Source organism: Vogesella urethralis, assembly GCF_007644045.2.
Lineage (GTDB): Bacteria > Pseudomonadota > Gammaproteobacteria > Burkholderiales > Chromobacteriaceae > Vogesella > Vogesella urethralis.
In genome coordinates this window covers 143,630-167,824 of record NZ_VMDW02000136.1, presented here as the reverse complement: position 1 = coordinate 167,824, position 24,195 = coordinate 143,630, and the positions used below count along the sequence as shown (strand labels likewise).

27 protein-coding genes and 1 other RNA gene are annotated in these 24,195 nt (G+C 61.0%); 16 read left to right on the top strand and 12 right to left on the bottom strand.

The features are described from left to right. Positions 1–79: 79 nt before the first annotated feature. The 4 genes from FLQ03_RS18250 to FLQ03_RS18235 all read left to right on the top strand — a co-directional run bounded on the left by FLQ03_RS18250 (position 80) and on the right by FLQ03_RS18235 (position 3,817). Complete coding sequence (locus FLQ03_RS18250; RefSeq protein ID WP_144371628.1) at positions 80–631, top strand: TRAP transporter small permease subunit; 552 nt, start codon at positions 80–82, stop codon at positions 629–631. Next, positions 628–2,121 (top strand): TRAP transporter large permease, encoded by a 1,494-nt coding sequence (locus tag FLQ03_RS18245; protein WP_144371627.1) that lies wholly within the window; start codon positions 628–630, stop codon positions 2,119–2,121. Before FLQ03_RS18250 ends, FLQ03_RS18245 begins: the two co-directional genes overlap by 4 nt. A gap of 148 nt (positions 2,122–2,269) precedes the next feature. Further along, a complete protein-coding gene (locus tag FLQ03_RS18240) occupies positions 2,270–3,358 on the top strand; it encodes a TRAP transporter substrate-binding protein (RefSeq protein WP_144371626.1) in 1,089 nt (362 codons plus the stop codon). 174 nt (positions 3,359–3,532) lie between these two features. Beyond that, positions 3,533–3,817, top strand: a complete 285-nt coding sequence (locus FLQ03_RS18235; RefSeq protein WP_144371625.1) for a hypothetical protein — start codon at positions 3,533–3,535, stop codon at positions 3,815–3,817. Between the two features lie 8 nt (positions 3,818–3,825). On the opposite strand, the gene FLQ03_RS18230 is transcribed toward FLQ03_RS18235, so the two are convergent. The 3 genes from FLQ03_RS18230 to argE form a co-directional block, all read right to left on the bottom strand. After that, positions 3,826–4,185: a cupin domain-containing protein gene (locus FLQ03_RS18230; RefSeq protein WP_144371624.1), complete on the bottom strand. Its 360-nt coding sequence runs from the start codon at positions 4,183–4,185 to the stop codon at positions 3,826–3,828. Positions 4,186–4,288: 103 nt separating this feature from the next. Beyond that, positions 4,289–5,650: a sodium-dependent transporter gene (locus tag FLQ03_RS18225; protein ID WP_240802314.1), complete on the bottom strand. Its 1,362-nt coding sequence runs from the start codon at positions 5,648–5,650 to the stop codon at positions 4,289–4,291. A gap of 156 nt (positions 5,651–5,806) precedes the next feature. Continuing rightward, complete coding sequence (argE, locus tag FLQ03_RS18220; RefSeq protein WP_144371622.1) at positions 5,807–6,979, bottom strand: acetylornithine deacetylase; 1,173 nt, start codon at positions 6,977–6,979, stop codon at positions 5,807–5,809. 148 nt (positions 6,980–7,127) lie between these two features. Here argE and ffs point away from each other — a divergent pair. Next, positions 7,128–7,226: signal recognition particle sRNA small type (gene ffs, locus FLQ03_RS18215), an RNA gene on the top strand. Positions 7,227–7,459: 233 nt separating this feature from the next. Further along, complete coding sequence (locus FLQ03_RS18210) at positions 7,460–7,786, top strand: helix-turn-helix domain-containing protein (RefSeq protein WP_144371621.1); 327 nt, start codon at positions 7,460–7,462, stop codon at positions 7,784–7,786. A 205-nt stretch (positions 7,787–7,991) separates the two neighbouring features. On the opposite strand, the gene FLQ03_RS18205 is transcribed toward FLQ03_RS18210, so the two are convergent. After that, positions 7,992–8,444, bottom strand: coding sequence for a universal stress protein (locus FLQ03_RS18205; RefSeq protein WP_144371620.1), 453 nt, complete (start codon positions 8,442–8,444; stop codon positions 7,992–7,994). A gap of 113 nt (positions 8,445–8,557) precedes the next feature. Between FLQ03_RS18205 and FLQ03_RS18200 the strand changes: the two genes are divergently transcribed. The 4 genes from FLQ03_RS18200 to FLQ03_RS18185 all read left to right on the top strand — a co-directional run bounded on the left by FLQ03_RS18200 (position 8,558) and on the right by FLQ03_RS18185 (position 11,239). Then, complete coding sequence (locus tag FLQ03_RS18200; protein WP_144371619.1) at positions 8,558–9,004, top strand: thioesterase family protein; 447 nt, start codon at positions 8,558–8,560, stop codon at positions 9,002–9,004. Then, positions 9,001–9,417: a hypothetical protein gene (locus FLQ03_RS18195; RefSeq protein ID WP_144371618.1), complete on the top strand. Its 417-nt coding sequence runs from the start codon at positions 9,001–9,003 to the stop codon at positions 9,415–9,417. The genes FLQ03_RS18200 and FLQ03_RS18195 overlap by 4 nt, the downstream gene beginning before the upstream one ends. 74 nt (positions 9,418–9,491) lie before the next feature. Continuing rightward, a complete protein-coding gene (locus FLQ03_RS18190; RefSeq protein ID WP_144371617.1) occupies positions 9,492–10,343 on the top strand; it encodes an AAA family ATPase in 852 nt (283 codons plus the stop codon). Next, positions 10,343–11,239 (top strand): tyrosine recombinase XerC, encoded by an 897-nt coding sequence (locus tag FLQ03_RS18185; protein WP_144371616.1) that lies wholly within the window; start codon positions 10,343–10,345, stop codon positions 11,237–11,239. Before FLQ03_RS18190 ends, FLQ03_RS18185 begins: the two co-directional genes overlap by 1 nt. Before the next feature lie 83 nt (positions 11,240–11,322). Here FLQ03_RS18185 and FLQ03_RS18180 read toward each other — a convergent pair whose 3' ends face one another. Genes FLQ03_RS18180 through FLQ03_RS18170 form a run of 3 tightly spaced genes read right to left on the bottom strand, consistent with a single transcriptional unit; the run spans position 11,323 to position 14,901 of the window. Next, positions 11,323–12,270: an ABC transporter permease gene (locus tag FLQ03_RS18180; protein ID WP_144371615.1), complete on the bottom strand. Its 948-nt coding sequence runs from the start codon at positions 12,268–12,270 to the stop codon at positions 11,323–11,325. Positions 12,271–12,280: 10 nt separating this feature from the next. Continuing rightward, a complete protein-coding gene (locus FLQ03_RS18175) occupies positions 12,281–13,381 on the bottom strand; it encodes an ABC transporter permease (RefSeq protein ID WP_206211039.1) in 1,101 nt (366 codons plus the stop codon). After that, entirely contained in the window at positions 13,378–14,901 is a 1,524-nt protein-coding gene (locus tag FLQ03_RS18170) for an ABC transporter ATP-binding protein (protein WP_144371614.1), read from the bottom strand. Before FLQ03_RS18170 ends, FLQ03_RS18175 begins: the two co-directional genes overlap by 4 nt. Here FLQ03_RS18170 and FLQ03_RS18165 point away from each other — a divergent pair. After that, positions 14,900–15,196: a hypothetical protein gene (locus tag FLQ03_RS18165; RefSeq protein WP_144371613.1), complete on the top strand. Its 297-nt coding sequence runs from the start codon at positions 14,900–14,902 to the stop codon at positions 15,194–15,196. The two genes, FLQ03_RS18170 and FLQ03_RS18165, sit on opposite strands and share 2 nt — an antisense overlap. Before the next feature lie 20 nt (positions 15,197–15,216). Here FLQ03_RS18165 and FLQ03_RS18160 read toward each other — a convergent pair whose 3' ends face one another. The 4 genes from FLQ03_RS18160 to orn form a co-directional block, all read right to left on the bottom strand. Further along, entirely contained in the window at positions 15,217–16,209 is a 993-nt protein-coding gene (locus FLQ03_RS18160; protein ID WP_144371612.1) for a BMP family lipoprotein, read from the bottom strand. 242 nt (positions 16,210–16,451) lie between these two features. Next, a complete protein-coding gene (locus tag FLQ03_RS18155) occupies positions 16,452–16,937 on the bottom strand; it encodes a CinA family protein (RefSeq protein WP_144371611.1) in 486 nt (161 codons plus the stop codon). Next, complete coding sequence (pgi, locus tag FLQ03_RS18150; RefSeq protein WP_144371610.1) at positions 16,927–18,576, bottom strand: glucose-6-phosphate isomerase; 1,650 nt, start codon at positions 18,574–18,576, stop codon at positions 16,927–16,929. Before pgi ends, FLQ03_RS18155 begins: the two co-directional genes overlap by 11 nt. A 9-nt stretch (positions 18,577–18,585) precedes the next feature. Beyond that, a complete protein-coding gene (gene orn / locus FLQ03_RS18145) occupies positions 18,586–19,131 on the bottom strand; it encodes an oligoribonuclease (RefSeq protein ID WP_144371609.1) in 546 nt (181 codons plus the stop codon). 65 nt (positions 19,132–19,196) lie between these two features. Here orn and FLQ03_RS18140 point away from each other — a divergent pair, with 65 nt between their 5' ends. From FLQ03_RS18140 to FLQ03_RS18120, 5 genes are all read left to right on the top strand, one after another. Then, positions 19,197–20,450: a M48 family metallopeptidase gene (locus FLQ03_RS18140; RefSeq protein ID WP_206211038.1), complete on the top strand. Its 1,254-nt coding sequence runs from the start codon at positions 19,197–19,199 to the stop codon at positions 20,448–20,450. Next, positions 20,437–20,763 (top strand): 4a-hydroxytetrahydrobiopterin dehydratase, encoded by a 327-nt coding sequence (locus FLQ03_RS18135; protein ID WP_144371607.1) that lies wholly within the window; start codon positions 20,437–20,439, stop codon positions 20,761–20,763. Before FLQ03_RS18140 ends, FLQ03_RS18135 begins: the two co-directional genes overlap by 14 nt. Further along, positions 20,760–21,629, top strand: a complete 870-nt coding sequence (gene rsgA / locus FLQ03_RS18130; protein ID WP_144371606.1) for a ribosome small subunit-dependent GTPase A — start codon at positions 20,760–20,762, stop codon at positions 21,627–21,629. The genes FLQ03_RS18135 and rsgA overlap by 4 nt, the downstream gene beginning before the upstream one ends. A 123-nt stretch (positions 21,630–21,752) precedes the next feature. Then, positions 21,753–22,490, top strand: coding sequence for a beta-ketoacyl-ACP reductase (phbB, locus tag FLQ03_RS18125; RefSeq protein WP_144371605.1), 738 nt, complete (start codon positions 21,753–21,755; stop codon positions 22,488–22,490). Between the two features lie 138 nt (positions 22,491–22,628). After that, a complete protein-coding gene (locus FLQ03_RS18120; protein WP_144371604.1) occupies positions 22,629–23,114 on the top strand; it encodes a GAF domain-containing protein in 486 nt (161 codons plus the stop codon). Here the strand turns inward: FLQ03_RS18120 and FLQ03_RS18115 are convergent. Beyond that, entirely contained in the window at positions 23,103–24,161 is a 1,059-nt protein-coding gene (locus FLQ03_RS18115; protein ID WP_170252474.1) for a DNA-binding protein, read from the bottom strand. The two genes, FLQ03_RS18120 and FLQ03_RS18115, sit on opposite strands and share 12 nt — an antisense overlap. Between the last annotated feature and the right edge of the window lie 34 nt (positions 24,162–24,195).

Here is a 24,195-nt window from a genome sequence, read left to right as displayed (position 1 = left end):
ACCGGTTACCGGCAACGGCCTCAACAGAAGGCCAGCCAAAAAGCAGCACCAGCTGCAAACACTACACAGGAGAAAACCAGTGCATTCACTGCTTGCCTTGTCGCGTCTGATCGACGCGATCAACGCACGCGTGGGCCGGGCTGCGTCATGGCTCGTGCTCGTCGTCGTGCTCATCAGCGCCGGCAACGCTGTCGTCCGCAAGGCTTTTGACGTCAGCTCCAACGCCTTCCTTGAAATCCAGTGGTACCTGTTCTCGGCCGTGTTCCTGTTGGCCGCAGCCTATACGCTGCAAAAGAACGAGCACATCCGCATCGACCTGCTGGCCAGCAAATTGTCCAAACGCGGGCAAGCCATCATCGATATTGTCGGCACCCTGCTGTTCCTGTCGCCGGTATGCGTGATCATCATCATGTACGGCTGGCCGATGTTCATGAACGCCTGGACCACCGGCGAGATGTCGTCCGACGCCGGCGGCCTGATCCGCTGGCCGGTGTTCCTGCTGATTCCGGTGGGTTTCACGCTGCTACTGGCGCAAGGCCTGTCCGAGGTCATCAAGCGCATTGCCTTCCTGCAGGGTCTGATTGCCGACCCGTCCGAGAAAAACACTGACGTGCACAAGGAGCCGGTATGAGCCTCGAAATGCTTGCTCCCATCATGTTCTGCTCGCTGATCGCATTCTTGCTGATCGGCTACCCGGTAGCCTTTGCGCTGGGCGCAGTGGGTTTGTTGTTCAGCTGGATCGGCATTCACTTTGAACTGCTGCGCCCCGAGCTGCTGCAGGCACTGCCAAACCAGGTATACGACATCATGCGTAACGATACGCTGCTGGCGATACCGTTCTTCACCTTCATGGGCCTGATTCTGGAACGCTCCGGCATGGCCGAAGACATGCTGGATACCATTGGCCAGCTGTTTGGTTCGGTACGTGGCGGTCTGGCTTACGCGGTGATCTTTGTCGGCGCCCTGTTGGCCGCCACTACCGGCGTGGTGGCCGCGTCGGTGATCTCGATGGGCCTCATCTCGCTGCCCATCATGCTGCGTTATGGCTACGATACCCGTATCGCCACCGGTGTGATTGCCGCCTCCGGCACCCTGGCGCAGATCATTCCGCCGTCGCTGGTACTGATTGTACTAGCCGACCAGCTGGGTACCTCGGTAGGCGATATGTACGCCGGCGCCATGGCCCCCGGCCTGCTGCTGTGCCTGTTCTACGCCATCTTCATCTTCCTGGTAACCCTGTTCAAACCACAGTGGGCGCCGGCACTGCCGCCGGAAGCCCGCACCCTGCGCGGCCTGCAACTGGCCAAGCGCGTGGTGCTGGTGATGATTCCGCCGCTGCTGCTGATCTTCCTGGTGCTGGGCACCATCTTCCTGGGGATTGCCACCCCGACCGAAGGCGGCGCCATGGGCGCGGTGGGCGCCATCATCCTGGCGCTGATGAACAAGCGGCTGGACATGAAGCTGCTGCAACAGGCGATGGACTCCACCGTCAAGCTGTCCACTTTCGTGGTGTTCATCCTGATCGGTGCCCGCGTGTTCCGCATTGCCTTCCTGGGTGTCAACGGCGACCAGTGGGTAGAACACCTGCTAACCAGCCTGCCTGGCGGCGCTACCGGCTTCCTGATCGTCGTCAACATCATGGTGTTCCTGCTGGCGTTCTTCCTCGACTTCTTCGAGATCGCCTTCATCCTGGTACCGCTGCTGGCACCGGTGGCACAAAGCCTGGACATCAACCTGATCTGGTTTGGCGTAATCCTGGGCGTGAACATGCAAACCTCCTTCATGCACCCGCCGTTCGGCTTTGCCCTGTTCTACCTGCGTAGCGTGGCACCGAAAGAAGTGAAGAGCACCCAGATCTACTGGGGAGCGGTACCGTACGTACTGATCCAGATCGTGATGGTGGGCCTGCTGATTGCCTTCCCCAAACTGGTGACCGGTTCGCTGCACGAGGAAGTGAAAACCAACGCCGATGACGCTGCGGCCATCATGCAGCAGATGAACGCCACGCCATCCGCCGAACTGCCGGCCGAAATTCCGGCAGCGGATGCCTCGGCGGCCGACGCGTCAGCGCCTGCGGCCAACCAGTCGGACGACCTGCTGAAGGAGCTGACCGGCCAATAAGCAACACCGCGGTGGCGGAAAGCCTGTTTCCGCCACCGCAGATCACAAGACGCTGGACATGACATCCGGCATATAGATAGATTTCAGGCACACACCAACAAAGCCTGATCACAGCGCAGTAACACAAGACAACACAAAGGAGATCACTGTGGAAAGACGCTCGTTCCTGAAGAAAGCCGGCGCTGCCGGCGTAGCTGCCGCCGCTGTTGCCGCCCCGGCTATCGCTGCCGACGGCCCGACCGTACGCTGGCGCCTGGCATCCAGCTTTCCGAAAAGCCTGGATACCATTTACGGCGCTGCCGAGCAGCTGGCCAAGCGCGTCAGCGACCTGACCGGCGGCAAATTCCAGATCCGCTGCTTTCCGGGCGGTGAAATCGTGCCGGGCACCCAGGTACTGGACGCAGTACAAAACGGCACCGTAGAGTGCGGCCATACCGCCAGCTACTACTACGTCGGCAAGAACAAGGCTTTTGCTTTCGACACCTCCCTGCCGTTCGGCCTGACCTCGCGCCAGCAGAATGCCTGGCTGTACTTTGGTGGTGGCATGGCGCTGATGCGCGAACTGTTTGCCAAGTACAACGTGGTGAACTTCCCGGGCGGTAACACCGGCACCCAGATGGGCGGCTGGTTCCGCAAGGAAGTGAAATCGCTGGCCGACCTGAAAGGCCTGAAGATGCGCATCCCGGGTTTTGGCGGCGAGATCATGGCCGCCCTAGGCGCCGTGCCGCAAACGCTGGCTGGCGGTGACATCTACCCGGCACTGGAAAAAGGCACCATCGACGCTACCGAGTGGGTAGGCCCGTACGATGACGAAAAGCTGGGCTTCTACAAAGTAGCCAAGCATTACTACTACCCGGGCTTCTGGGAACCGGGCCCGAACCTGTCGTTCTATGTTTCCAAGAAGGAATGGGACAAGCTGCCGGCCGACTACAAAGCCGCTTTCGAAGCTGCTGCTGCCGAAGCCAACATCAGCATGCAGGCCGAGTACGACGCCAAGAACCCGGTAGCGCTGGTCAGCTTGCTGCAAAAAGGCACCAAACTGCACCAGTACCCGGCCGACATCCTGAAAGCCGCGCAAAAAGCCGCCTTCGAGTTGTACGAGAAAGAAGCCACCACCAACCCGGACTTCAAGAAGATCTACACCGAATGGAAGAAATTCCGCACCTTGCAGCACGGCTGGTTCAACCTGGCCGAGAACAAGATGGAAAACTTCATGTACGCCAACAAGGTCAAGTAATAAGCCTTGTGACGACAAAAGCCGCGCTCTGCGCGGCTTTTTTTGTTTTATATGGAGCGGCCATCACGGTCGACACCAGGCCCGCATCACGGGCTGCACAGCCGTAGCAGGCATTGTGCCGGCACATGACAAATGGCCTATAGTGACAACACCCCTCTCACCAAGGAAATCACCATGCGCAGACTGATCCTGGTATTGTGGCCGTCGTTCATCACCGCCCTGCTTGCCACCGCCAGCTTCTTTTCGGTATTCGACCCTTACGAACTGGCTTTGCACGGCAAGCAGCTGTTCCATGACGAGCTGAGCGCCTACTCGGTATTCTTCCTGTTTGCCTGGGTTTTCGGCGCCTTCAACGGCTTGATATTGCTACAGCTCAATCGCCCGGCGCGCGACATCAACGGCTTTGAGCCGCCACCAGTTGATCCGGACCGCTACAACCCGGAACACGGCCAACCTTAGCCAGAGCATCAAGGGGCGATGCCGCTGACGATCACATAGTATTTTCTTACAGCCTCCAGCACGCGAAACTCGCCGCGAAAACCGGCCGGAATGACCGCCGCTTCGCCAGGGCCGAACGTCTCGGCGTGACCGTGCTCGTCAGTCAGCCGCACATGGCCGCTGATGATGGCGAAAAACTCGTGCTTGTCGGCGGCAAAGGCAATACGCCAGGCGCCGGGCTCGCATGCCCAGATGCCTGCCGCGCACTGCTCGTTACTGGTTTCGTACGCCGACCAAGTATGGCGCAGCGGATTGCCCTCCACCAGGCGTTGCGGATTGGGGCGATCTTCCTGCGCTGCCCCTTGCGCCACCACTCGCACAATCCCCATGTGAACTCCTTACCCTGTTGGTTGCTTGCCGCGCCGGCCTGTAAAGACAAGCCGGCGTGGCAAGCAAGGTTGGCCGCAGGCTGCGGCCAACCTTGCCAGGCACTTACAGCACGCCCAGCCCTTTGAGCATCACCAGCAGGATCAGCAGCGGCGTCACAAACTTCAGCAACACGTTCAGACCCGCCACCACCAAGTGGTTGGACAGCAAGCCTTCATTGCTGAGTGCGGCAGCCATGTTGTCCTTACCCCATACCCAGGCCACAAACAGGCAGATGAAAATCCCGCCCAGCGGCATCAGGATGTAGGACGAGATAAAGTCGAACAGGTCGAAGAAGGTCATGCCGAACGGCTTCACATCGGCCAGTACACTGTTGGACAGCGCGCAGGTGGCACCGATCAGCGCCAGCAACAGCAGGTTGATCAGCGTGGCTTTCTTGCGCGACATGCCCAGACGGCCCGCCATCACCGACACCGGCACCTCCAGAATCGACAGCATGGCGCCAGTCGCCGCCACCGCGGCCAGCACAAAGAACAGCACCATGAACAGGTGGCCCATCGGCATGCTGGCAAACACGGCAGGAATGGTGATGAACAACAGCGACGGGCCAGCTTCCGGCTTGAAGCCGAAACTGAACACCGCAGGGAAGATGGCGATGCCAGCCAGCATCGACACGAACAGGTCAGCACTCATCACGCGCAAGGTTGTCGTGGGAATGTTCTGATCGTCACGGAAGTAACTGCCGTAGGTCATCATCGTGCCCATACCGATGGACAGCTTGAAGAAGGCCAGGCCCATGGCCACCAGCACCACCTCGCCGCTGATCTTGCTCCAGTCCGGCGTAAACAGAAACGCCAGGCCGTCTGCCGCCCCCGGCAGCATCAGGCTACGGGCGCAAATGATCAGCAACAGCAGGAAAAGAATAGGCATCAGCTTCTTGGTGACCGCCTCGATACCCTTGGCCACCCCCAGCAGCAGGATGCCGCCGATCAACAGCAGCACCAGCCATTGCCACAGCAGCGACTGCACCGGGTCGCTGATCAGCGCGCCAAAAGCGGCCGAAGTTACCGCCGGGTCGCTGGATAGAATATCGCCGCGCAGCGCCTTGAACACGTAGGCAAACACCCACGCCGCCACCTCGGAATAGAACGACATGATCAGGAAGGCAGCAATCACGCCAAAAGCGCCGATCAGCCACCACGGCTGGCCGGCCGGTGCCAGGGTACGCAGCGTGGTGACTGCGTCGGCCTTGGCCTTGCGCCCCAGCATGATCTCGGCAATCATCACCGGCAGGCCCACCAGCAGGGTAGCCAGCACGTACACCACCAGAAAACTGGCACCACCGTTGGCACCGGTCACATACGGAAACTTCCAGATATTGCCCAGGCCTACCGCCGAGCCCAGTGTTGCGGCCAACACCCCGAAACTGCTGGTGAAGGCATCCCTGCTTGCGCCCGCAGTGGTCACGGCTGCGGATCTTGTTTCTTTATTCATGTTTTGGTCCAGCGTCAAAACCAATAAACAAACCCGCCATGGCTTGTGGCCTTGACGGGTACTCTGCCCCTTATCGGGAGGCGAGATTTTGAAGCCGGATCCCTTGCAGGTAAAGGGTTTTAGCGCAAATTACGCCCGAATCAGGCGCTGAAACAGCTGATCCAGCCACGCATCGCAGGCAGCAAGCTGCGATCTGGCCACGAATTCATCGGGGCGGTGTGCCTGCTCGATCGAGCCTGGGCCGCACACCACGCACGGGATGCCGGCCTCGTGAAAGCGCCCCGCTTCGGTGGTGTAAGCCACCGCATCGTGGCTGCAACCGGGGCACAAGGCCTCGACGTGGCGGGTGATTTCACTATCGCGCGTGTATTCGAACGGCGGACAGTTCACCAGCGGCTCGAAGCTGATCGCGGCTTCCGGCGCCACTTGCTGCATTTCGGCCAGCAGCACCGCCGCGTAATCTTTCACCGACTCGACAAAACGCTCGTGGCGATCGCCCGGCAGCCAGCGCATCTCGAACACGAACTCGCAATCCTTGGGCACGATGTTGGCCGCATTGCCGCCAGAGATCAGCCCGGTCTGCAAGGTAGCGAACGGCACATCATATAAAGGGTGGCGAGCGCCGAACGACTGCTCGGTATCGGCCAGCTTGCGGATATGGGTAATCAGCTTGGCCGCATATTCGATGGCATTGACGCCTTGTGGCGTCAGCGACGAGTGCGCGGCGCGGCCTCGCAAGCGCACACGGTAGTGGGCAATGCCCTTATGGGCGATGACCGGGCGCATCATGGTCGGCTCCCCGATGATGCAACCCGCTACCGGCAACTGCCGCGCCAGCAGATCATCGATCAGGCGCCCCACACCCAGGCAGCCCACCTCTTCGTCGTACGACAGCGCAATGCCGATACTGCGCGCCATCGGCTGCTGTGCGGCCAACTGCAACCAACGCGGTACCGCTGCCAGCACGCAGGCGATGAAGCCCTTCATGTCGGCGCTGCCACGGCCATACACGCGCTCGTCGTGCAGCGTCATGTCAAATGGCGGAAACTGCCACTGCTGGCCATCTACCGGCACCACGTCGGTGTGCCCGGATAGCACCACCGCCGGCAGCGCCGGGTCTCCCAGCTGGGCATACAGATTGGCCTTGCTGCCTTCATCATTAAATGTGAGCGTACTGGCCACACCGTACCCGGCCAGGTAGCCTTGCACCCATTCGATCAGGACCAGATTGGACGCACGGCTGGTGGTATCAAAGGACAGCAGACGGGACAGGATGGCTTCGGTAGCAGACTGGGTGGTCATGGCGCATCGTTCCTATTGGGGTGGTCTGAACGCAGCATACCCAATTGCTGCAGGCATGCAAACCATCGATTTGCGGTTGCAACTGCATAAAATCGGCAAAACGGGCTTGGCATTCGGCACGTCTGCCTGTATTATTCGCTTTCTCTATGGCGGGCCCCCCCGCATTGTACGGTAGTGAACCTGGTCAGGTCCGGAAGGAAGCAGCCACAACTATTCAGTGCAAGTGCCGGGGTTCAGGCTCGCCACCCCTCCCCCTCCTCGCTTCAAACATCCTTGCTTCATAAATTCTGATCGAACTAAATACGTTGATCAAAATCTATTGACAATTCAGCCGGCATTTATCTTTTGACTGCTTGAAAATCCTGCTATCATAAGCAGTACATAAAGGAACCGGGCTATGACCTTGTTCCAATGTTTGAAACTTGAAACCGTCACCCGGCATACGCCGGCATCCCGAACTGAACAGAAGCGAGGAAAGCTATGAAACTGTTTGATAAAATCCCGAATCCGCGTGAAATCCGCCGCAAACTGGGCCTGAACCAGCAGGAATTCTGGAGCCGCATCGGTGTTACCCAATCCGGCGGCAGCCGCTACGAAAGCGGCCGCAACATGCCGAAACCGGTACGCGAACTGCTGCGTCTGGTTCACATCGAGCAAATCGACCTGTCCAAAGTGCGTCGCGAAGACTTCGAAATCGTTGAATACCTGAAGGAAACCCACCCGGACCTGTACAAGAGCCTGCGCAAGGCTGTACGCGCCCGTCTGGATGCCCAGACTGAAGGTAGCGGCGAAACCGCCGAAGCCTGAGCCTGAACTGCACTGGCAAAACCCGGCCTCGCGCCGGGTTTTTTCATGCCTGCCACCATTGAACGGCACCAAACCAAGACGGTTTGACAGGCAAGTCATGGCATCCGCAGCCTCACTGCTGGCAAAACAAAGCCTGCTGGCATAGCAAGCAGGCTTTGTCGTTCGTCGCTACCCGGCAGTAGCCAGACCTCATGCACAGCATGCGTCAGTCGTCACCCGGGTTGCGCAGCAGTAGCACCGGCACATCCGCCTGCTTCAGCACCCCCTCCGCCACGCTCCCCATCAGCAGGTGCATCAAGCCGCCCAAACCGTGCGTGCCCATCACCATCAGGTCAGCCCCCCAGTCATTGGCATCCTCAACGATCACACTGGCGATGCGGTCACCCCAGCTTTCCAGTATTTTCGCCTCCGCCACCACGCCAGCAGCTTCCACTTTGGCTACATTGGCCGACAGCACCTGCTCGCCCGCCTGCTTGATCGAGCCCTGTAACTCGGCCGCATCCAGAAATTCGGCACCGCCCCAGCCAAACTGAGCCAGATCCACCACATGGGCCAGTCGCAGGGTTGCACCGACCTCTTTTGCCAGCTTGCACGCCTCGGCCAAGGCCAGCGCCGACGTCGCACTATCATCCACCGGTACATAGATACGCTGATACATACGCCCTCCTGTTCTGCCTGTGTCTACTGCCCAGTCTAGCCGCCCGCAGCGCAGCGGCATTGATAAAGATTAAGCACAGGCGCACTATTACATCAATGGAATAAGGAAAAAGCATGGCACGCCTGACGATAGACCTCCCCCCAACGGTGCTGTTCCGTACCAGCGTAGACATCACCATCGCGGACATCAACTACGGCCAACATATGGGGAATGACGCCGCGTTGCGTCTGGCCCACGAAGCACGCGTACGCTGGTTGAAATCGCTGGATTACTCCGAGCTAAATATCGAAGGCTTCGGTATTATCGTTAGCGACGCTGCGGTAATCTACCGGGCAGAAGTGTTTCACGGCGACAGCCTAACCCTGTCGCTAGGCCTTGCCGACCACAACAAATACGGTTTCGACATCGTTTACACCGCTCACAGCGGCAATACCGGACAGGAAGTACTGCGCATCAAGACCGGCGTGGTGTTTTTTGACTACCAGCAACGAAAAATCGCTGCCGCGCCTGCTGCCTTTCTGCACAGGGCCAGCGCAGCAACACAAGGAGACGCGCCATGAAAAAATACGCGCCAAACAGCCCGGAAGCCCTCGCCCGCATTCTTGCCATGTTCATGATTACCGACGGCAACATGGACCCGCGCGAAATCGAAACCCTGGAAAACCTGCATGTCTACGAACTGCTGAACCTCAGCCGCAAAGACTTCATCCGCGTGCTGGTGGAATACTGTGACGACATATCCGACGAAGCCGAAGAAGACGGCACCATCCACCTGCTGGCCTCCGAGCGCACCAACATCATCCTGGACGGTGTCACCGAACGCAGCAAGCGCATCATCTGCTGCGCGCTGGCGCTGGACATTTGCAAATCGGACAATACAATCAGTGATCCGGAAATGCTGCTGCTGCGTCACATGATGCACTACTGGCACATCACGCTGGACGACCTGCAGGCCGAACTGGCCCGCAGCTAAGGCCCAGCCCGCACCGCAGCCGCCGCCAGGCGGCTGTTTGCTTTTCTGCGCACAAAAACAACACAGGCTAAACCATGACTACCCGCTTCAACGGCACCGACCATTACATCGCCACCGACGACCTGATGATGGCCGTCAACGCCGCCATCACGCTGCAACGCCCGCTGCTGGTAAAAGGCGAGCCCGGCACCGGCAAGACCATGCTGGCCGAAGAGATCGCCCGTGCTCTGGACAAACAGCTGATCGTGTGGCCGATCAAATCCACCACCAAGGCACAACACGGCCTGTACGAGTACGACGCTGTCTCGCGCTTGCGCGACTCACAGCTGGGTGACGAAAAAGTCCACGACATCCGCAACTACATCCGCCAGGGCAAGCTGTGGCAGGCCTTCTGCAGCGACGAGCAGGCCATTTTGCTGATCGACGAGATCGACAAGGCCGATATCGAATTCCCGAACGACCTGCTGCGCGAGCTGGACCAGATGGAGTTCTTCGTGCACGAAACCCAGGAATTCGTGCGCGCCCGCCATCGCCCCATCATCATCATTACGTCCAATAACGAAAAAGAGCTGCCGGACGCCTTCCTGCGCCGCTGCTTCTTCCATTACATCCGCTTCCCGGACCACGACACACTGGAAGCCATCGTGCGCGTCCACTACCCGGACCTGCGCCAGCAGCTGGTCAGCGAAGCGCTGGAGGTGTTCATCGGCATCCGCGAGCTGAACGGCCTGAAGAAAAAGCCCACCACCTCGGAGCTACTGGACTGGCTGAAGCTGCTGGACAGCGAAAGCATCAGCGAAGCACAGCTGCGCCAGCAGCGCGACAGCAACAGCCCGCCGCCGCTGGCCGGCGCGCTGCTGAAGAACGAGCAGGACGTCCACCTGTTCGAGCGCCTGATGCAGATGGCCCGGATGCGTCGCGGCTGATGGACGCGCACTGGCAAGCCCTGATCGACGCCTACGACGACCAGCTCAGGTTGGCCGCACGCAGCGAGCACACCCGCATCGCCTACCGTCGCGACCTCACCCGGCTGGCCGGCCTGCTGGGCAGCACTCCGCCGCAAGACACCGACGGCCCTGCCATCCAGCGCGCACTGGGCGTACTGCGCCGCGAAGGGCTGTCGCCGCGCACGCTGGCGCGCATGCTGTCCACCTGGCGCAGCCTGTTCGAATGGATGATCCGCCGCGAATGGCTGCAAGCTAACCCGTGCGCCGGCGTGCGCGCCCCCCGCGCCGGCCAGCGCCTGCCCAAGACCCTGAGCGTGGATAGCGCCATGCAGCTGCTGGACGCCCCCGCCGAAGACGCGCACGAGCTACGCGACGCGGCCATCTTCGAGCTGATGTACTCGTCCGGCCTGCGGCTCTCGGAAACCGTCTCGCTGAACGTGGCCGATATCGACCTGCAAGAAGCGCTGCTGAAAGTACACGGCAAGGGTAACCGCGAGCGCATATTGCCGGTTGGCCGCCAAGCCATCGAAGCGCTGCGGCGCTGGCTACCACTACGCCAGGCGGCGGAAGGTGAAGCCGCGCTGTTCGTGTCGCAAAAAGGCACCCGCATCAGCAGCCGGCAGCTGGCGCGCCGCCTGGGCCGCTGGGCACTGCATAGCGGCAGCGAACAGCACGTGCACCCGCACATGCTGCGCCACTCGTTTGCCAGCCACATGCTGCAATCGTCCGGCGACCTGCGGGCGGTGCAAGAGCTACTGGGCCACGCCAACCTGGCCACTACCCAGATCTACACCAGCCTGGACTTCCAGCACCTGGCCAAGGTGTACGACACCGCCCACCCGCGCGCCAAACTCGACGACAAAGACAAGCAGTAAGGCGATGTCGCCATTGCCACCCCGCCACAAAGAAAAACCCCTGCCATACGGCAGGGGTTTTGCATTCGCGGCCTGCGGCCAACTTAACGCGATTTCACGAACGGCACGCCGATCGCTTTCGGGGCCACGGCCTTGCCCATGAAGCCGGCCAGCAGCACCACGGTCAGCACGTACGGCAGCGCCTGAATGAAGGCATCGGGAATACTGCCCACCAGCGGCAACTCGGTACCCTGCAAACGGATCTGGATGGCGTCGGTAAAGGCAAAGATCAGGCAACCCAGCACCGCAGTCCACGGCCGCCACTTGCCAAAGATCAACGCCGCCAGCGCCAGGTAGCCTTTACCGGCGGTCATGTCCTGGATAAAGGCACCGGTCTGCGCCAGCACCAGGTAGGCACCGGCAATACCGCACAGCGAGCCGCCGATGGCCTGGGCGATGAAACGCACGCCCTTCACGCTGATACCGGCCGCATCTGCCGCATGCGGGTTTTCACCCACCGCACGCAGGCGCAGGCCGAAACGGCTCTTGTACACCACCCAGCTCACCACGAAGATCACGGCCAGCGCGATGTAGACCAGGATATTGTGACCGAAGAAGGTCTTCAGTACCGGGCTATGCGCGATGGTATCGGCAAACGGCAAATCCACCGCCGTGAAACGCGCCTCATCCGACAACGTCGGAGTACGGCCACCTTGCTGGAACCAGGCCAGCGCCAGCACCGGCGTTACGCCGGAGACCATCATGTTGATGGCCACGCCGGAAATCAGCTGGTTACCGTTATAGGTAATGGAAACCACGCCGTGTAGCAGCGCCACCATCACGCCGGCTGCCATGCCGGCAGCCAGACCGGCCCACGGCGACTGCGCCAGGTAAGCCACACAGGCAGCCGCAAACGCGGCGGCCAACATCTTGCCTTCCAGCGCCAGGTCAACTACGCCGGAGCGCTCCGAAAACAGGCCAGCCAGCGCCGCCAGTACCAGCGGGGTACTCACGCGCAGGGTGGCATCCAGCACACTGAAAATCATGTCCATGGCGTGCTCCTTACTTATTGCTCATGATGCGCTTGAACGCAGCCGACAGCGGGGTCTGGAACAGGTTTTCCAGCGCGCCGCAGAACAGGATGATCAGACCCTGGGTAAAGATGATCATCTCGCGCGTGATGGCCGGCTTCTCGAACGACAGGTCGAGGCCACCCTGGGTCAGTGCACCGAACAGCAAGGCCGACAGCAGAATGCCCACCGGATGGTTACGCCCCATCAGCGCCACCGCGATACCGACAAAGCCGATACCGTTGGTGAAGCCCATGTTCATGCGGTGGGTGGAACCCAGCAGCTCGTTGATGGCCGCCAGGCCCGCCAGCGCGCCAGACACGCACATCACGGCGATGATCACCTTGTCTACCGGAATGCCGGCGTAGCGGGCAGCTTTCTCGTTCAGGCCCACGGTACGGGTAACAAAGCCTTTCGGGCTATGCCACACCACCAGGTAGAACAGCACCAGCGCGATCAGCGCCAGGAAGAAGCTGGCGTTCAGCGGGGTATTCGGCAACTCAAAGCCCAGCGGGGCAAACAACTCGTGCAGCATCGGCACCCAGGCTTGCTGGGCAAACTCGCGGGTTGCCGGCGTTTGCGAGTCTTCCATCCGCAGCTTGTCCACCAGCAGCCAGGTCATCAGCGCGCTGGCGATGAAGTTGAACATGATGGTGGTCACCACGATGTGGCTGCCACGCTTCGCTTGCAAGTAGCCCGGCACCAACGCCCAGGCACCACCGAACACGATGGCGGCCAACATGGCCAGCGGAATCACCACGTACGCCGGCAGGTAATCAAACTGCAGGCACACCAGGGTAACCCCCAGGCCGGCCAGGTACATCTGACCTTCACCACCAATATTGAACAGGCCGGCATGAAACGCTGCCGCTACCGCCAGACCGGTAAAAATGAAGCTGGTGGTGTAGAACAGCGTGTAGCCGATACCTTCCGGGTAACCGAACGCCCCGTTTATCATCAGTTTCAGGCACTCGATCGGGTCTTCGCCGATCAGCGCAATCACCAGGCCCGATACGAACAGTGCCGCAAACAGGTTCAGCAGCGGCATCAGCCACAGGCTGGCCCAGCGCGGCATATTGGCTGGCTGACTCATTTATGTCCCCCCATCAACAAACCCAGCGACGTAGCCGTGGCCTCAGCCGCCGGCAACTCGCCAGAAATGGCGCCCGCATTCATCACGATGATGCGGTCGCTCAATGCCATGATCTCGTCCAGCTCCACCGACACCAGCAGCAGCGCCTTGCCTTCATCCCGCAGCTGCATCAGCCGCTTGTGAATGAACTCGATGGCGCCAATGTCCACACCACGCGTGGGCTGGCCGATCAGCAGCAGGTCCGGATTGGCCTGGATTTCACGGGCCAGGATCACCTTCTGCTGGTTACCGCCCGAGAACAGGCCGATACGGCGATGCGTCAGCGCCGGGCGCACGTCGAACTCTTCAATGAAACGACGGCAACGCTCGATGATGGCCTGGCGCTTGAACAGGAAGCGGCCGGCAATGCTCTTGTCGTTGTGGTAGCCGAGAATGGCGTTTTCGAAGGTCATGAAATCCTTCACCATGCCTTCGCGCGAACGGTCTTCCGGAATGTGGGCAATACCCAGCTTGCGGTACACCGCCGCTTTGGGCTCGGCGCTTTTCAGCGTGGTGAGCTCTTGCCCCTTGAAGCGTACCGAGCCGGACGTCGCTTCACGCATGCCGGACAGCACTTCCAGCAGTTCGGACTGGCCGTTACCAGACACGCCGGCAATGCCGACGATCTCGCCGGCACGCAGTTCAAAGCCGATATCCTTCAGCAGGGCCACGCCGCGTTCGTCCACCAGGTTGAGGCCGGACACCGACAGCACGGTGTCGCCCAGCTTGGGCGGAGCCTTGTCCAGCTGCAGGTTCACCTTGCGGCCAACCATCAGGTCGGCCAGGTCTTCCTTGGTCACATCCGCAGTACGCACCTGGCCCACGATCTCGCCACCGCGCATCACGGTAACGTCGTCGGTGATGTCCATCACTTCGCGCAGCTTGTGGGTGATCAGGATCACAGTTTTGCCCTGCTCGCGCAGCAGACGCAGGATGCGGAACAGGTCGTCGGCTTCCTGCGGTGTCAAGACGGCAGTCGGCTCGTCCAGGATCAGCACGTCAGCACCGCGATACAGCGTTTTCAGGATTTCGACACGCTGCTGGGTGCCCACCCCTAGCTCACCCACTACCGCGTCCGGGTCGACTTGCAGGCCGTAGTCGCGATTCAGTTTTTCCAGGTGCGCGCGGGCAGCGGTCAGGCTGCTGTCCAGCTTGATGCCGGCCTCGGCACCCAGCACGATGTTTTCCAGCACGGTAAACGGATCTACCAGCATGAAGTGCTGGTGCACCATGCCGATCCCCAGGCCGATGGCGGCCTGCGAGGAACGGATGCGCTCCGCTTTGCCGTTAATCTTGATGGTGCCGGAGTCCGCTTGGTAATAGCCGTAAATGATGCTCATCAGCGTGGACTTGCCTGCCCCGTTCTCGCCGATGATGCCGTGGACCGTACCCTTGCGCACGCCGAAAGTAATGTTCTTATTGGCGTGCACTTCACCGAAGTGTTTATTGACGCCAATGAGCTCGATGGCTAATTCGGCCATGATGTATTCGCTCTCGGTTAAAAATGCCGCTTCAGCCGCCCGCCGCACGTCGCATCGCAACGCAGCACCAGGCGGCATGAAACCGTTTGAAATCGCCGAAGACGGCACGCTTGCCGCCTTCTCCCCCTGCGCCGGCTCAGGTCAACCCTTCCGGCAAACCGACTCTCCGGCACGGAGAATCACGCCATCACCGCAACGCATGCCCTCAACACGTCGGCATGCCTACTATACCGCTGCGGCAGGCACAATAAAGTGCGGCAAGCAGAATGAACTGCTTGCCGCACGCAACGTCTGAATAATCAGACGCTTACAGCCTTATTTTACCGGGCAGCTGTTGGCAGCGCGGTAGTCCACCACCTTGATCTTGCCGGCGATGATGTCTTTCTTGGCCTGACTGATCTTGGTTTCCATGTCTTTGGAGATCAGTTTGCGGTTGTTCGCATCCAGCGCCCAATCCACACCGCCTTCTTTCAGACCCATGGTTACTACGCCCGGCTTCCAGGAGCCTTTCTGGCCGTCCAGCATCAGCTGGTATACAGCGTTATCCACGCGTTTCAGCATGGAGGTCAGCACGAAGCCCGGGAACAGGTGGTTCTGGTTGGAGTCGACACCGATGCCCAGCTTGGCCTTGTCTTTGGCAGCCTGCAGCACGCCCATGCCAGTACCGCCAGCAGCGTGGAAGACCACGTCTACACCACGGTCAAACTGGCTGCGAGCCAGCTCGCCACCGCGGGCCGGGTCATTGAAGGCTTGCGGGGTGGTGCCGGTCATATTGGAGACCACTTCCACTTTCGGGTCGGCGGCCTTGGCACCTTGGGCGTAACCACAACCGAAGGCACGAATCAGCGGCACGTCCATGCCACCGATGAAGCCGACTTTCTTGCTCTTCGACGCCAGGGTGGCAGCCATGCCGACCAGGTAAGAGCCTTCCTGTTCCTTGAACAGCACGGACTGCACGTTGTCGCCCTTGGCCACGTCATCCACGATGGCGAATTTCACTTTCGGGAACTCGGCAGCCACGGTCTGTACGGCCTGGGTGAAGGAGAAACCCACGGCGATGACCAGATCCACATTCTTGCGGGCCAGGTTACGCAGCACCTGTTCTTTCTGGGCTTCATTGGCGATCTGGGCTTCGCGGTACGCTACACCAGTGGCTTTCTTGAAGCGCTCGGCGCCGGTGTAGGCAGCTTCGTTGAAGCTCTTGTCAAACTTGCCGGCCTGGTCGTAAACCACGGCCGGGGTAAAGGCAAAGCTGGAGGAAGCGGCAAACAGGGCTGCAGCGGCAACGGCAAGGCTCTTCTTGGTCATGAGATGTTTCTCCCAACGTCGTGTCTGTTTAAGTGGCCAATCCATAGTAGCGGCAAAAACGCCGCCCTACACGATCAACACAATAAAGGCGGGAATGTAGTGGCTGAACTACCAATACTCCCGCCCTGTTTTACAAGCAGGGGCGTGATTATACGCAGAGCGCGCCAAGATCACAGCCAATATTTTGCATAAACAGCAATATCAACAAAACCAAAAGACATAAGAAAGCGCTAGCTGGCGGCTTACTGCCCGGAAAGACAGTCGCACAACCAAGCCAGCACGTGGCAAACCGCCTGCCGGCGTACCGCGTCGCGATCGCCATCAAAGTAACACACTGTAGTCTGCACACTACCTGCCCGCGCCAGCCCGAAGCACACCATGCCCACCGGCTTGCCCGGCGTGGCACCGCCCGGCCCGGCAATGCCGGTAACCGACAGCGCCCAGTCCGACGCCGCCAGCGCGCGCGCGCCTTCGGCCATGGCGGCGGCCACCGGCTCACTGACTGCGCCATGCACCTGCAACAGTGCCGGCGACACCCCAAGCAGGCGCTGCTTTGCCTCGTTGCTATAAGTCACCACCGACAGGTCAAACCAGGCCGAACTGCCGGCAATGGCGGTGATGGCCGAGGCCACTCCGCCGCCAGTGCAGGACTCAGCTGCCGTCACACGCTGCCCGTGCGCCAACAGCAGCTGCCCCAGCCTTGCGGCCAACTGTTGCTCATTCTGCATGATACGTCGCCATGAAATGTTGCATCAGACCCCGGGTAGACGCATCGTGCCGGCCTGCCTGGTTGCCGTGCAGTTCGTCCAGCAAACGGCTGGCAAGCTGCTTGCCGTACTCCACCCCCCACTGGTCGAACGAGTTCACCCCCCATATCACCCCCTGCACAAACACCTTGTGCTCGTACATCGCCAGCAGCATGCCGAGGTTGTAGGGCGTCACCTTATCCAGCGCGATAGTATTGCTGGGCTGGTTGCCCGGGAACAGCTTTTGCGGCAGCAGGATATCCAGCTCATCGCCCGACAGATGCGCCAACTCCTGCAGCACCTCGGCCTCGGTCTTGCCGCGCATCAGGGCCTCGGTTTGCGCCAGGCAGTTGGCCACCAGCACCCGGTGCTGATCGCCCAGCGGGTAATGGGTATTCATCGCCACGATGAAGTCACACGGCACCAGACGGGTGCCCTGATGCAGCAGCTGGAAGAAGGCATGCTGGCTGTTGACACCCTCTTCCCCCCAGATCACCGGACCCGTGTCGAAATCCAGCCGTTCGCCATAGCGGCCAACCCGCTTACCGTTGGATTCCATATCCATCTGCTGGATATGCGCCGGCAGCCGGCGCAGACCGTGGTCGTACGGCATGATGGCGTGGGTATGGGCACCGTAAAAGGTGTTGTACCAGATGCCGATCAGGCCCAGCAGCACCGGTATATTGCGCAGCAGCGGCGTCTCGAAAAAGTGCTGGTCCATGCGCGCGCCGCCCGCCAGGAAGTCGGCAAAATGCTCGGGGCCGATCTGCAACATCACCGGCAGGCCGATGGCCGACCATACCGAATAGCGGCCGCCCACCCAGTCCCAGAAGCCGAACATATTGGCCGGATCGATACCGAATGCCCGCACCGCCGGTTCGTTGGTGGACACCGCCACAAAATGGCGGGCGATGTCCGCCTCGGTAGCCGACTGCAAGAACCAGCGCCGCGCCGCCTGCGCGTTCAGCAGCGTTTCCGGCGTGGCAAACGACTTCGACGCCACAATGAACAACGTCTGCGCCGGGTCACACGTGGCCAGTACCTGTGCCAGATGCTGGCCATCCACGTTCGATACGTAGTCGAAACGCATGCCGGGGTCGGCGTACGGCTTCAGCGCCTCGGCCACCATCAGCGGCCCGAGGTCGGAGCCGCCAATACCGATATTCACCACCTGACGAATGCGCTGGCCAGTGTGGCCCAACCATTCGCCGCTACGCACGCGACGGACAAACTGATAGGCACGCTGCAGCACTTGCTGCACTTGCGGCACCACATCGACGCCGTCTACCACCAGGCTGGCCGTGGCCGGCAGCCGCAGCGCAGTGTGCAATACGGCGCGCTTCTCGCTGATATTGATGCGCTCGCCGCGACGCATGCGCGCCATCCAGCCGCGTAGATCAGCCGCATCCGCCAGCTCCACCAGCAACTCCAGCGTGCGCTCGGTCAGCCGGTTCTTGGAATAATCCAGCAACAGGCCGTCCAGCTGCAGCGAATAGCGGTCAAAACGCTGCTCATCCTGGGCAAACAGCTCTTTCATATGCACGTGCCGAGTGGCACGCTGGTGCTGGTGCAGGCGCGCCCACACCGGGTGTTCGTTGATGAAGATACGGTCGGTAGACATGCGGTAGGATCAGACTTTGAGAAAGTGTTCGCGGTAATAACGCAGCTCTTCGATGGATTCCAGAATATCGGCCAGCGCTTCGTGCTTGCCCTTCTTGACCACGCCCTTGGCGATTTCCGGGCGCCAACGGCGGCACAGTTCTTTCAGCGTGGACACATCCAGGTTGCGGTAGTGGAAGTGTTCTTCCAGCTTCGGCATCCAGCGCGCCATGAAGCGGCGGTCCTGACAGATGGTGTTGCCGCACATCGGCGACTTGCGTGCCGGCACATACTGTTCCAGAAAGGCCAGTAGTTGCGCTTCGGCCTCGGCCTCGCCCACCGTTGAGGCCTTGACGCGGGCGATCAGGCCGGACTTGCCGTGGGTATTCTTGTTCCAGTCGTCCATGGCATCCAGCACGCTGTCGGGCTGATGCACGGCGATCACCGGCGACTCGGCCACCACATTGAGCTGGCTGTCGGTGATGATCATCGCCACTTCGATGATGCGGTCGGTGTCTGGGTTGAGGCCGGTCATTTCCATGTCCAGCCAGATGAGGTGATTCTGATCTTGCGGCATAATGTTCTGTCTTTCAAAAGACCGTCATTTTCTGACATTTACCCCATACAGGGCAAACCCGCTTGATGAATGCATTTTCCTGGGCCGTGCTACTGGCCACTGCCGGCAGCCTCTTCACCCAGTGCTGGTTGCAATGGCGCCAGCTGCGCAGCATCGCCCGCCACCGCCATGCGGTACCGGCCGCCTTCCGCAACAGCATCACGCTGGACGAGCACCAGAAAGCCGCCGACTACAGCAGTGCCCGCACCCGGCTACGCATGGCCAGCCTGTGGCTGGACAGCGCGCTCCTACTGGCGCTAACCTTCGGCGGCGGCATCGCTGCTGCGGCCAACCTTGCCGCCAGCCTCACCGCTCAGCCTCAGCTTGGCGGCATGCTGACCATTGCACTGTGCTTGCTGGCCAGCAGCATCGCCAGCCTGCCGCTGCAGCTGTATGGCACTTTCGTCATAGAGCGCCGCTTTGGCTTCAGCCATGTTTCCGTCGGCTTGTTCATCAGTGACCAGCTGAAATCGCTGCTGCTGGGCGTCTTACTGGGCGCACCGTTACTGCTGGAGGTACTGTGGCTGATCGACCACGGCGGCAGCCACTTCTGGCTATGGAGCTGGTTGCTCTGGTGCGCCTTTGCACTGGCACTGAGCTGGGCCTACCCCACGCTGATCGCGCCGCGCTTCAACCGCTTCACCCCGCTATCCGATGCCGCCTTGCAAGACCGCATCCAGGCCTTGCTACAACGCTGTGGCTTTACCAGCAACGGCCTGTTCGTGATGGATGGTTCACGCCGCTCCAGCCACGGTAACGCTTACTTTACCGGCCTGGGCAACAACAAGCGCATCGTCTTCTTCGATACCCTGCTGGATAGGCTGGACCACAGCCAGATCGAAGCGGTACTGGCACATGAACTGGGGCATTTTCACCACGGCCACATCCGCAGCCGCATCGCACTGAGCTTTGCCGGCTCGCTGCTGTTCCTGTGGCTGTTCGGCAGCCTGCACCAGCACCCGGGCTTTCTGGCCGGCCTGCATACGCCAGCCGGCAATAGCGGCGCCAGCCTGATGCTGTTCATGCTGTGTGCGCCGGTCATGACGTTCTGGCTGACACCGCTGGGCAGCCTGCTGTCGCGGCGGCACGAGTTCCAGGCCGACGCCTACGCCTGCCGCCACAGCTCGGCGGCCGACTTGATCGCCGCCCTGACGCTGCTTTATCGCGACAACGCAAGCACATTGACACCAGACCCGCTACACTCCGCGTTTTACGACTCGCACCCGCCTGCGAGCCTCCGTATTGCCCGTTTGCAAGGAAACCACCATGAACCTGCTTGAGATGCGCTGCGAAGCGCAACACGGCGCGCACCCGCTGAGCGCCCAAACCGTCACCGAACTGCTGTCGCACCTGCCGGGCTGGCACGTGGAAGGCATCGAACTGGTCAAGACCTTCATGTTTGCCGACTACTACAAGACCATGGCGTTCGTGAACGCCATGGCGTGGATTGCCCACGCCGAAGACCACCACCCCGACATGTCGGTGCACTACAACCGTGCCGTCGTGCGCTTCAGCACCCATGACGCCGGCGGCCTGACGCTGAACGACTTCATCTGTGCCGCCAAAGCAGAAGCCCTGCTGCCCGTCGCATGAAGCAGCAAGGCCAGATCATCCGTAGTTACGGTCGCCGCTTCATCGTTGAAACCGGCGGCCGTACTTATGACTGCACCAGCCGCGGCAAGCGTGTGGATTTTGCCTGCGGCGACTTTGTTACCCTAAGCATCATCAACGACGAACAAGCCGTTATCGAACAGGTAGACGAGCGCCACAGCCTGCTGTATCGCCAGGACGAGTGGCGTACCAAGCTGATTGCGGCCAACGTTACCCGCATCCTGTTCGTCACTGCCGCCGTACCCAGCCCCAGCGAAGAGCTGCTCAACCGCTGCCTGCTGGCCGCCGAGGCCGCCGATATCGAGCCGGTGATCCTGATCAACAAGAGCGACTTGCCGGAAACCGCCGCCTGGCTGGACAAGCTGCGCCCTTACGAAGCCCTGGGCTACCGTCTGCACGTAGTCAGCGCGCGCGAGGACGTCAGCAGCCTGCGCCAGCTGTTGCAAGGGCACACCAGCGTATTTATTGGACAATCCGGCATGGGCAAGTCCACGCTTACCAATGCGCTGCTACCCGAAGCCGCTGCCCGCGTTGGCGACATTTCGGTCGCGCTGGACTCCGGCAAGCACACCACTACCCACGCCGCGCTGTACCACCTGGACGGCGACAGCCATCTGATCGACTCGCCCGGCCTGCAGGAGTTCGGCGTCGGTCACATTGCTGCTACGGCCTTGCCAGCCTTGTTTCCCGAAGTACGCCCCTATATCGGCCAGTGCCGCTTCCACAACTGCACGCACCGCATGGAACCGTCGTGCGCCATCAAGCAAGCGTGCGACGATGGTCACATCGCCCCAGCCCGCCTTGAGCTGCTGCAGAAACTGGTGACGCAGGCAATCAATGCAAATTAAATAATATCTATAAGGGAAAACGGCATTTACATTTCATGACGCTGACTCTAATCTGTCACCCAGAAGAAAAATTTCACCGGTAATGTGTTTATCCACATTACATACAGATAAGGAGTCAGCACCATGACCAAACGAATTGCACTGGTAACCGGGGGTATGGGCGGTATCGGCACCGCTATTTGCAAGGCACTGGCACAGTCCGGCCATACCGTGGTCACCACCTACAGCCGCCCGGGCAAAGAGCAAGCCTGGACCGCCGACATGAAAGGCCTGGGCTTCGACGTACACGCCGTGCAATGCGACGTGACCGACTTCGACGCCTGCCAGGCTGCCGTTGCCAAGATCCAGGCCGAGATCGGCCCTATCGATATCGTGGTGAACAACGCCGGCATCACCCGCGACAGCAGCTTCCGCAAGCTGGGCAAAACCGACTGGGACGCCGTGATCAGCACCAACCTCGATTCGCTGTTCAACGTGTGCAAACCGGTTGTCGACGGCATGACCGAGCGTGGCTTTGGCCGCATCATCAACATCTCGTCGATCAACGGCCAGAAAGGCCAGTTCGGCCAAACCAACTACTCCGCCGCCAAGGCCGGCATGCACGGCTTCACCATGGCCCTGGCACAGGAAGTGGCGCGCAAAGGTGTGACCGTCAACACCATCAGCCCGGGCTACATCGGCACCGACATGGTGATGGCGGTACCGGAAGACGTGCGTAACAAGATCATTGCCCAGATCCCGGTAGGCCGCCTGGGTCAGCCGGAAGAAATCGCCGGCCTGGTGAACTACCTGGCTTCCGACCTGGCCGGCTTCATCACCGGCGCCGACCTGGCCATCAACGGCGGTCAGCACATGATGTAAGCGCGACGCGTCGCCAAGCAAAGCCGGAGGCCCTGCCCCGGCTTTTTTCATGGCATGCGCTGCCGCGTGCAGCGGCACAGCCGCCGGCTTTTTTGCTATGCTGCCGCCCCACCCCGCATCAAGACAAGGACCCGCCACATGGCAGAGAACCTGATCATTGCCGGCCAGACCAAGGCCGAACGCTACGACACGCTGCTACCGCAGGCGTTTGCCCTGATCGACACCGAAACCGACCTGATTGCCGCCATGGCCAATGTGGCCGCCGCCATCCATCACAGCTTCGGCTGGCTGTGGACCGGCTTTTACCTGGTCAAACAGGACGAGCTGGTGCTCGGCCCGTTCCAGGGCCCGATTGCCTGCACCCGTATCCGCAAAGGCAAAGGCGTGTGTGGCAGCGCCTGGCAACAGGCGCAAACGCTGGTGGTGCCGGACGTCGACGCCTTCCCCGGCCACATTGCCTGCTCGTCGCTGTCGCGCTCCGAAATCGTGGTGCCGCTGCTGGACAGCCACGGCCAGGTGCGCGCCGTACTGGACGTGGACTCGATCGAGCTGGCGTCGTTTGACGACAGCGACCGCGCTGCGCTGGAGCAGATCTGCCAGCGCTTTGCCCGCTTATTCGACTGACAAGCCCAACCAGCCCGCCACCAGCTTGGCCGCTTCCTGCTCCGGCATGGCGGCCAACTTGTCGCGATTAAGTAGCACCAGCTGCTGCCATTGCGGCAAACGCTGCTCGCGCAGAATCTGTAGTTCGGTCTGCGCAGACGAAGCTTGCGCGGCCAGACCCAGCATCTGCGCCTGGCGCGCCTCGTCCTGTTGCCGCAGGCTGTCACAACGGGCTTCCAGCTCGGCCAACCTGCTAGCGGCCAACTCCTGCTGTGCCGCCGCCTTGCCCAACTCGCGCGCCGTATCGGCCTCTTGCTGCTGGCGTAGGCGTCGCACCTCGTCCAGCTGCGCAGACAAAGACGTCAATTGCGCAGCCTGCTGCGTAGCCTGCTGCTTCATCTGCGCCCGCTCCGCCTCCACCTGCTCGTACAAGCGCACGCGCATGCCTTCAAAGCGCTCGTAAGCCAGCGCCTCGCGCTGTGCCGCCTCGGCAGCCGCCTGCTGCAGGCGCTCCTCCTGGCGCTGCTCCAGCGCCGCCACCCGCTCGTCGGCGTCTTTTTGCACCAGCAAGGTCTGCGCCCGCGCATCGTCCAGCGAGGCAGTCAGCCCGGCCAGGCTGTCTTCCAGCACCTGACGGCGGCTATTGGCCTCGGCCAGTTGCTGTTGCAATGCATCACCACGTTCACGCTGCTGCGCCAACTCGCCAGACAGCGACACCAGCTGCGCAGCGCGATCATCCAGCTCACGCTGCGCAGCGGCCAGCTCGGCCACCACTTGCTGTAGTTTCTGCTCTACCTCTTCGCGCAGCGTGGCCAGGTTGCCTTCCGCCACTTCGCAGGCCTTTTGCCACAGCTGGCCAAAGGCATCGGCCAGCGCCGGCGGCCAGTCCGGCCGCTTTACCGCCGCCGCATTGCGGGCCAGAAACTCCTGCCTCCACTGCTTCAGCGTGTTGTTGATAGTGGTATTGGAGCCGGTACCCAGCCGCGCCCGCACTTCCACCACGGTGGGCCACTCCCCCTCCGACACCAGCTCGAATGCCACCTGCCGAATGCGCGCATAAATATCCATCACACCTCCTTCAACGTTGGCCGCATTGTACCAC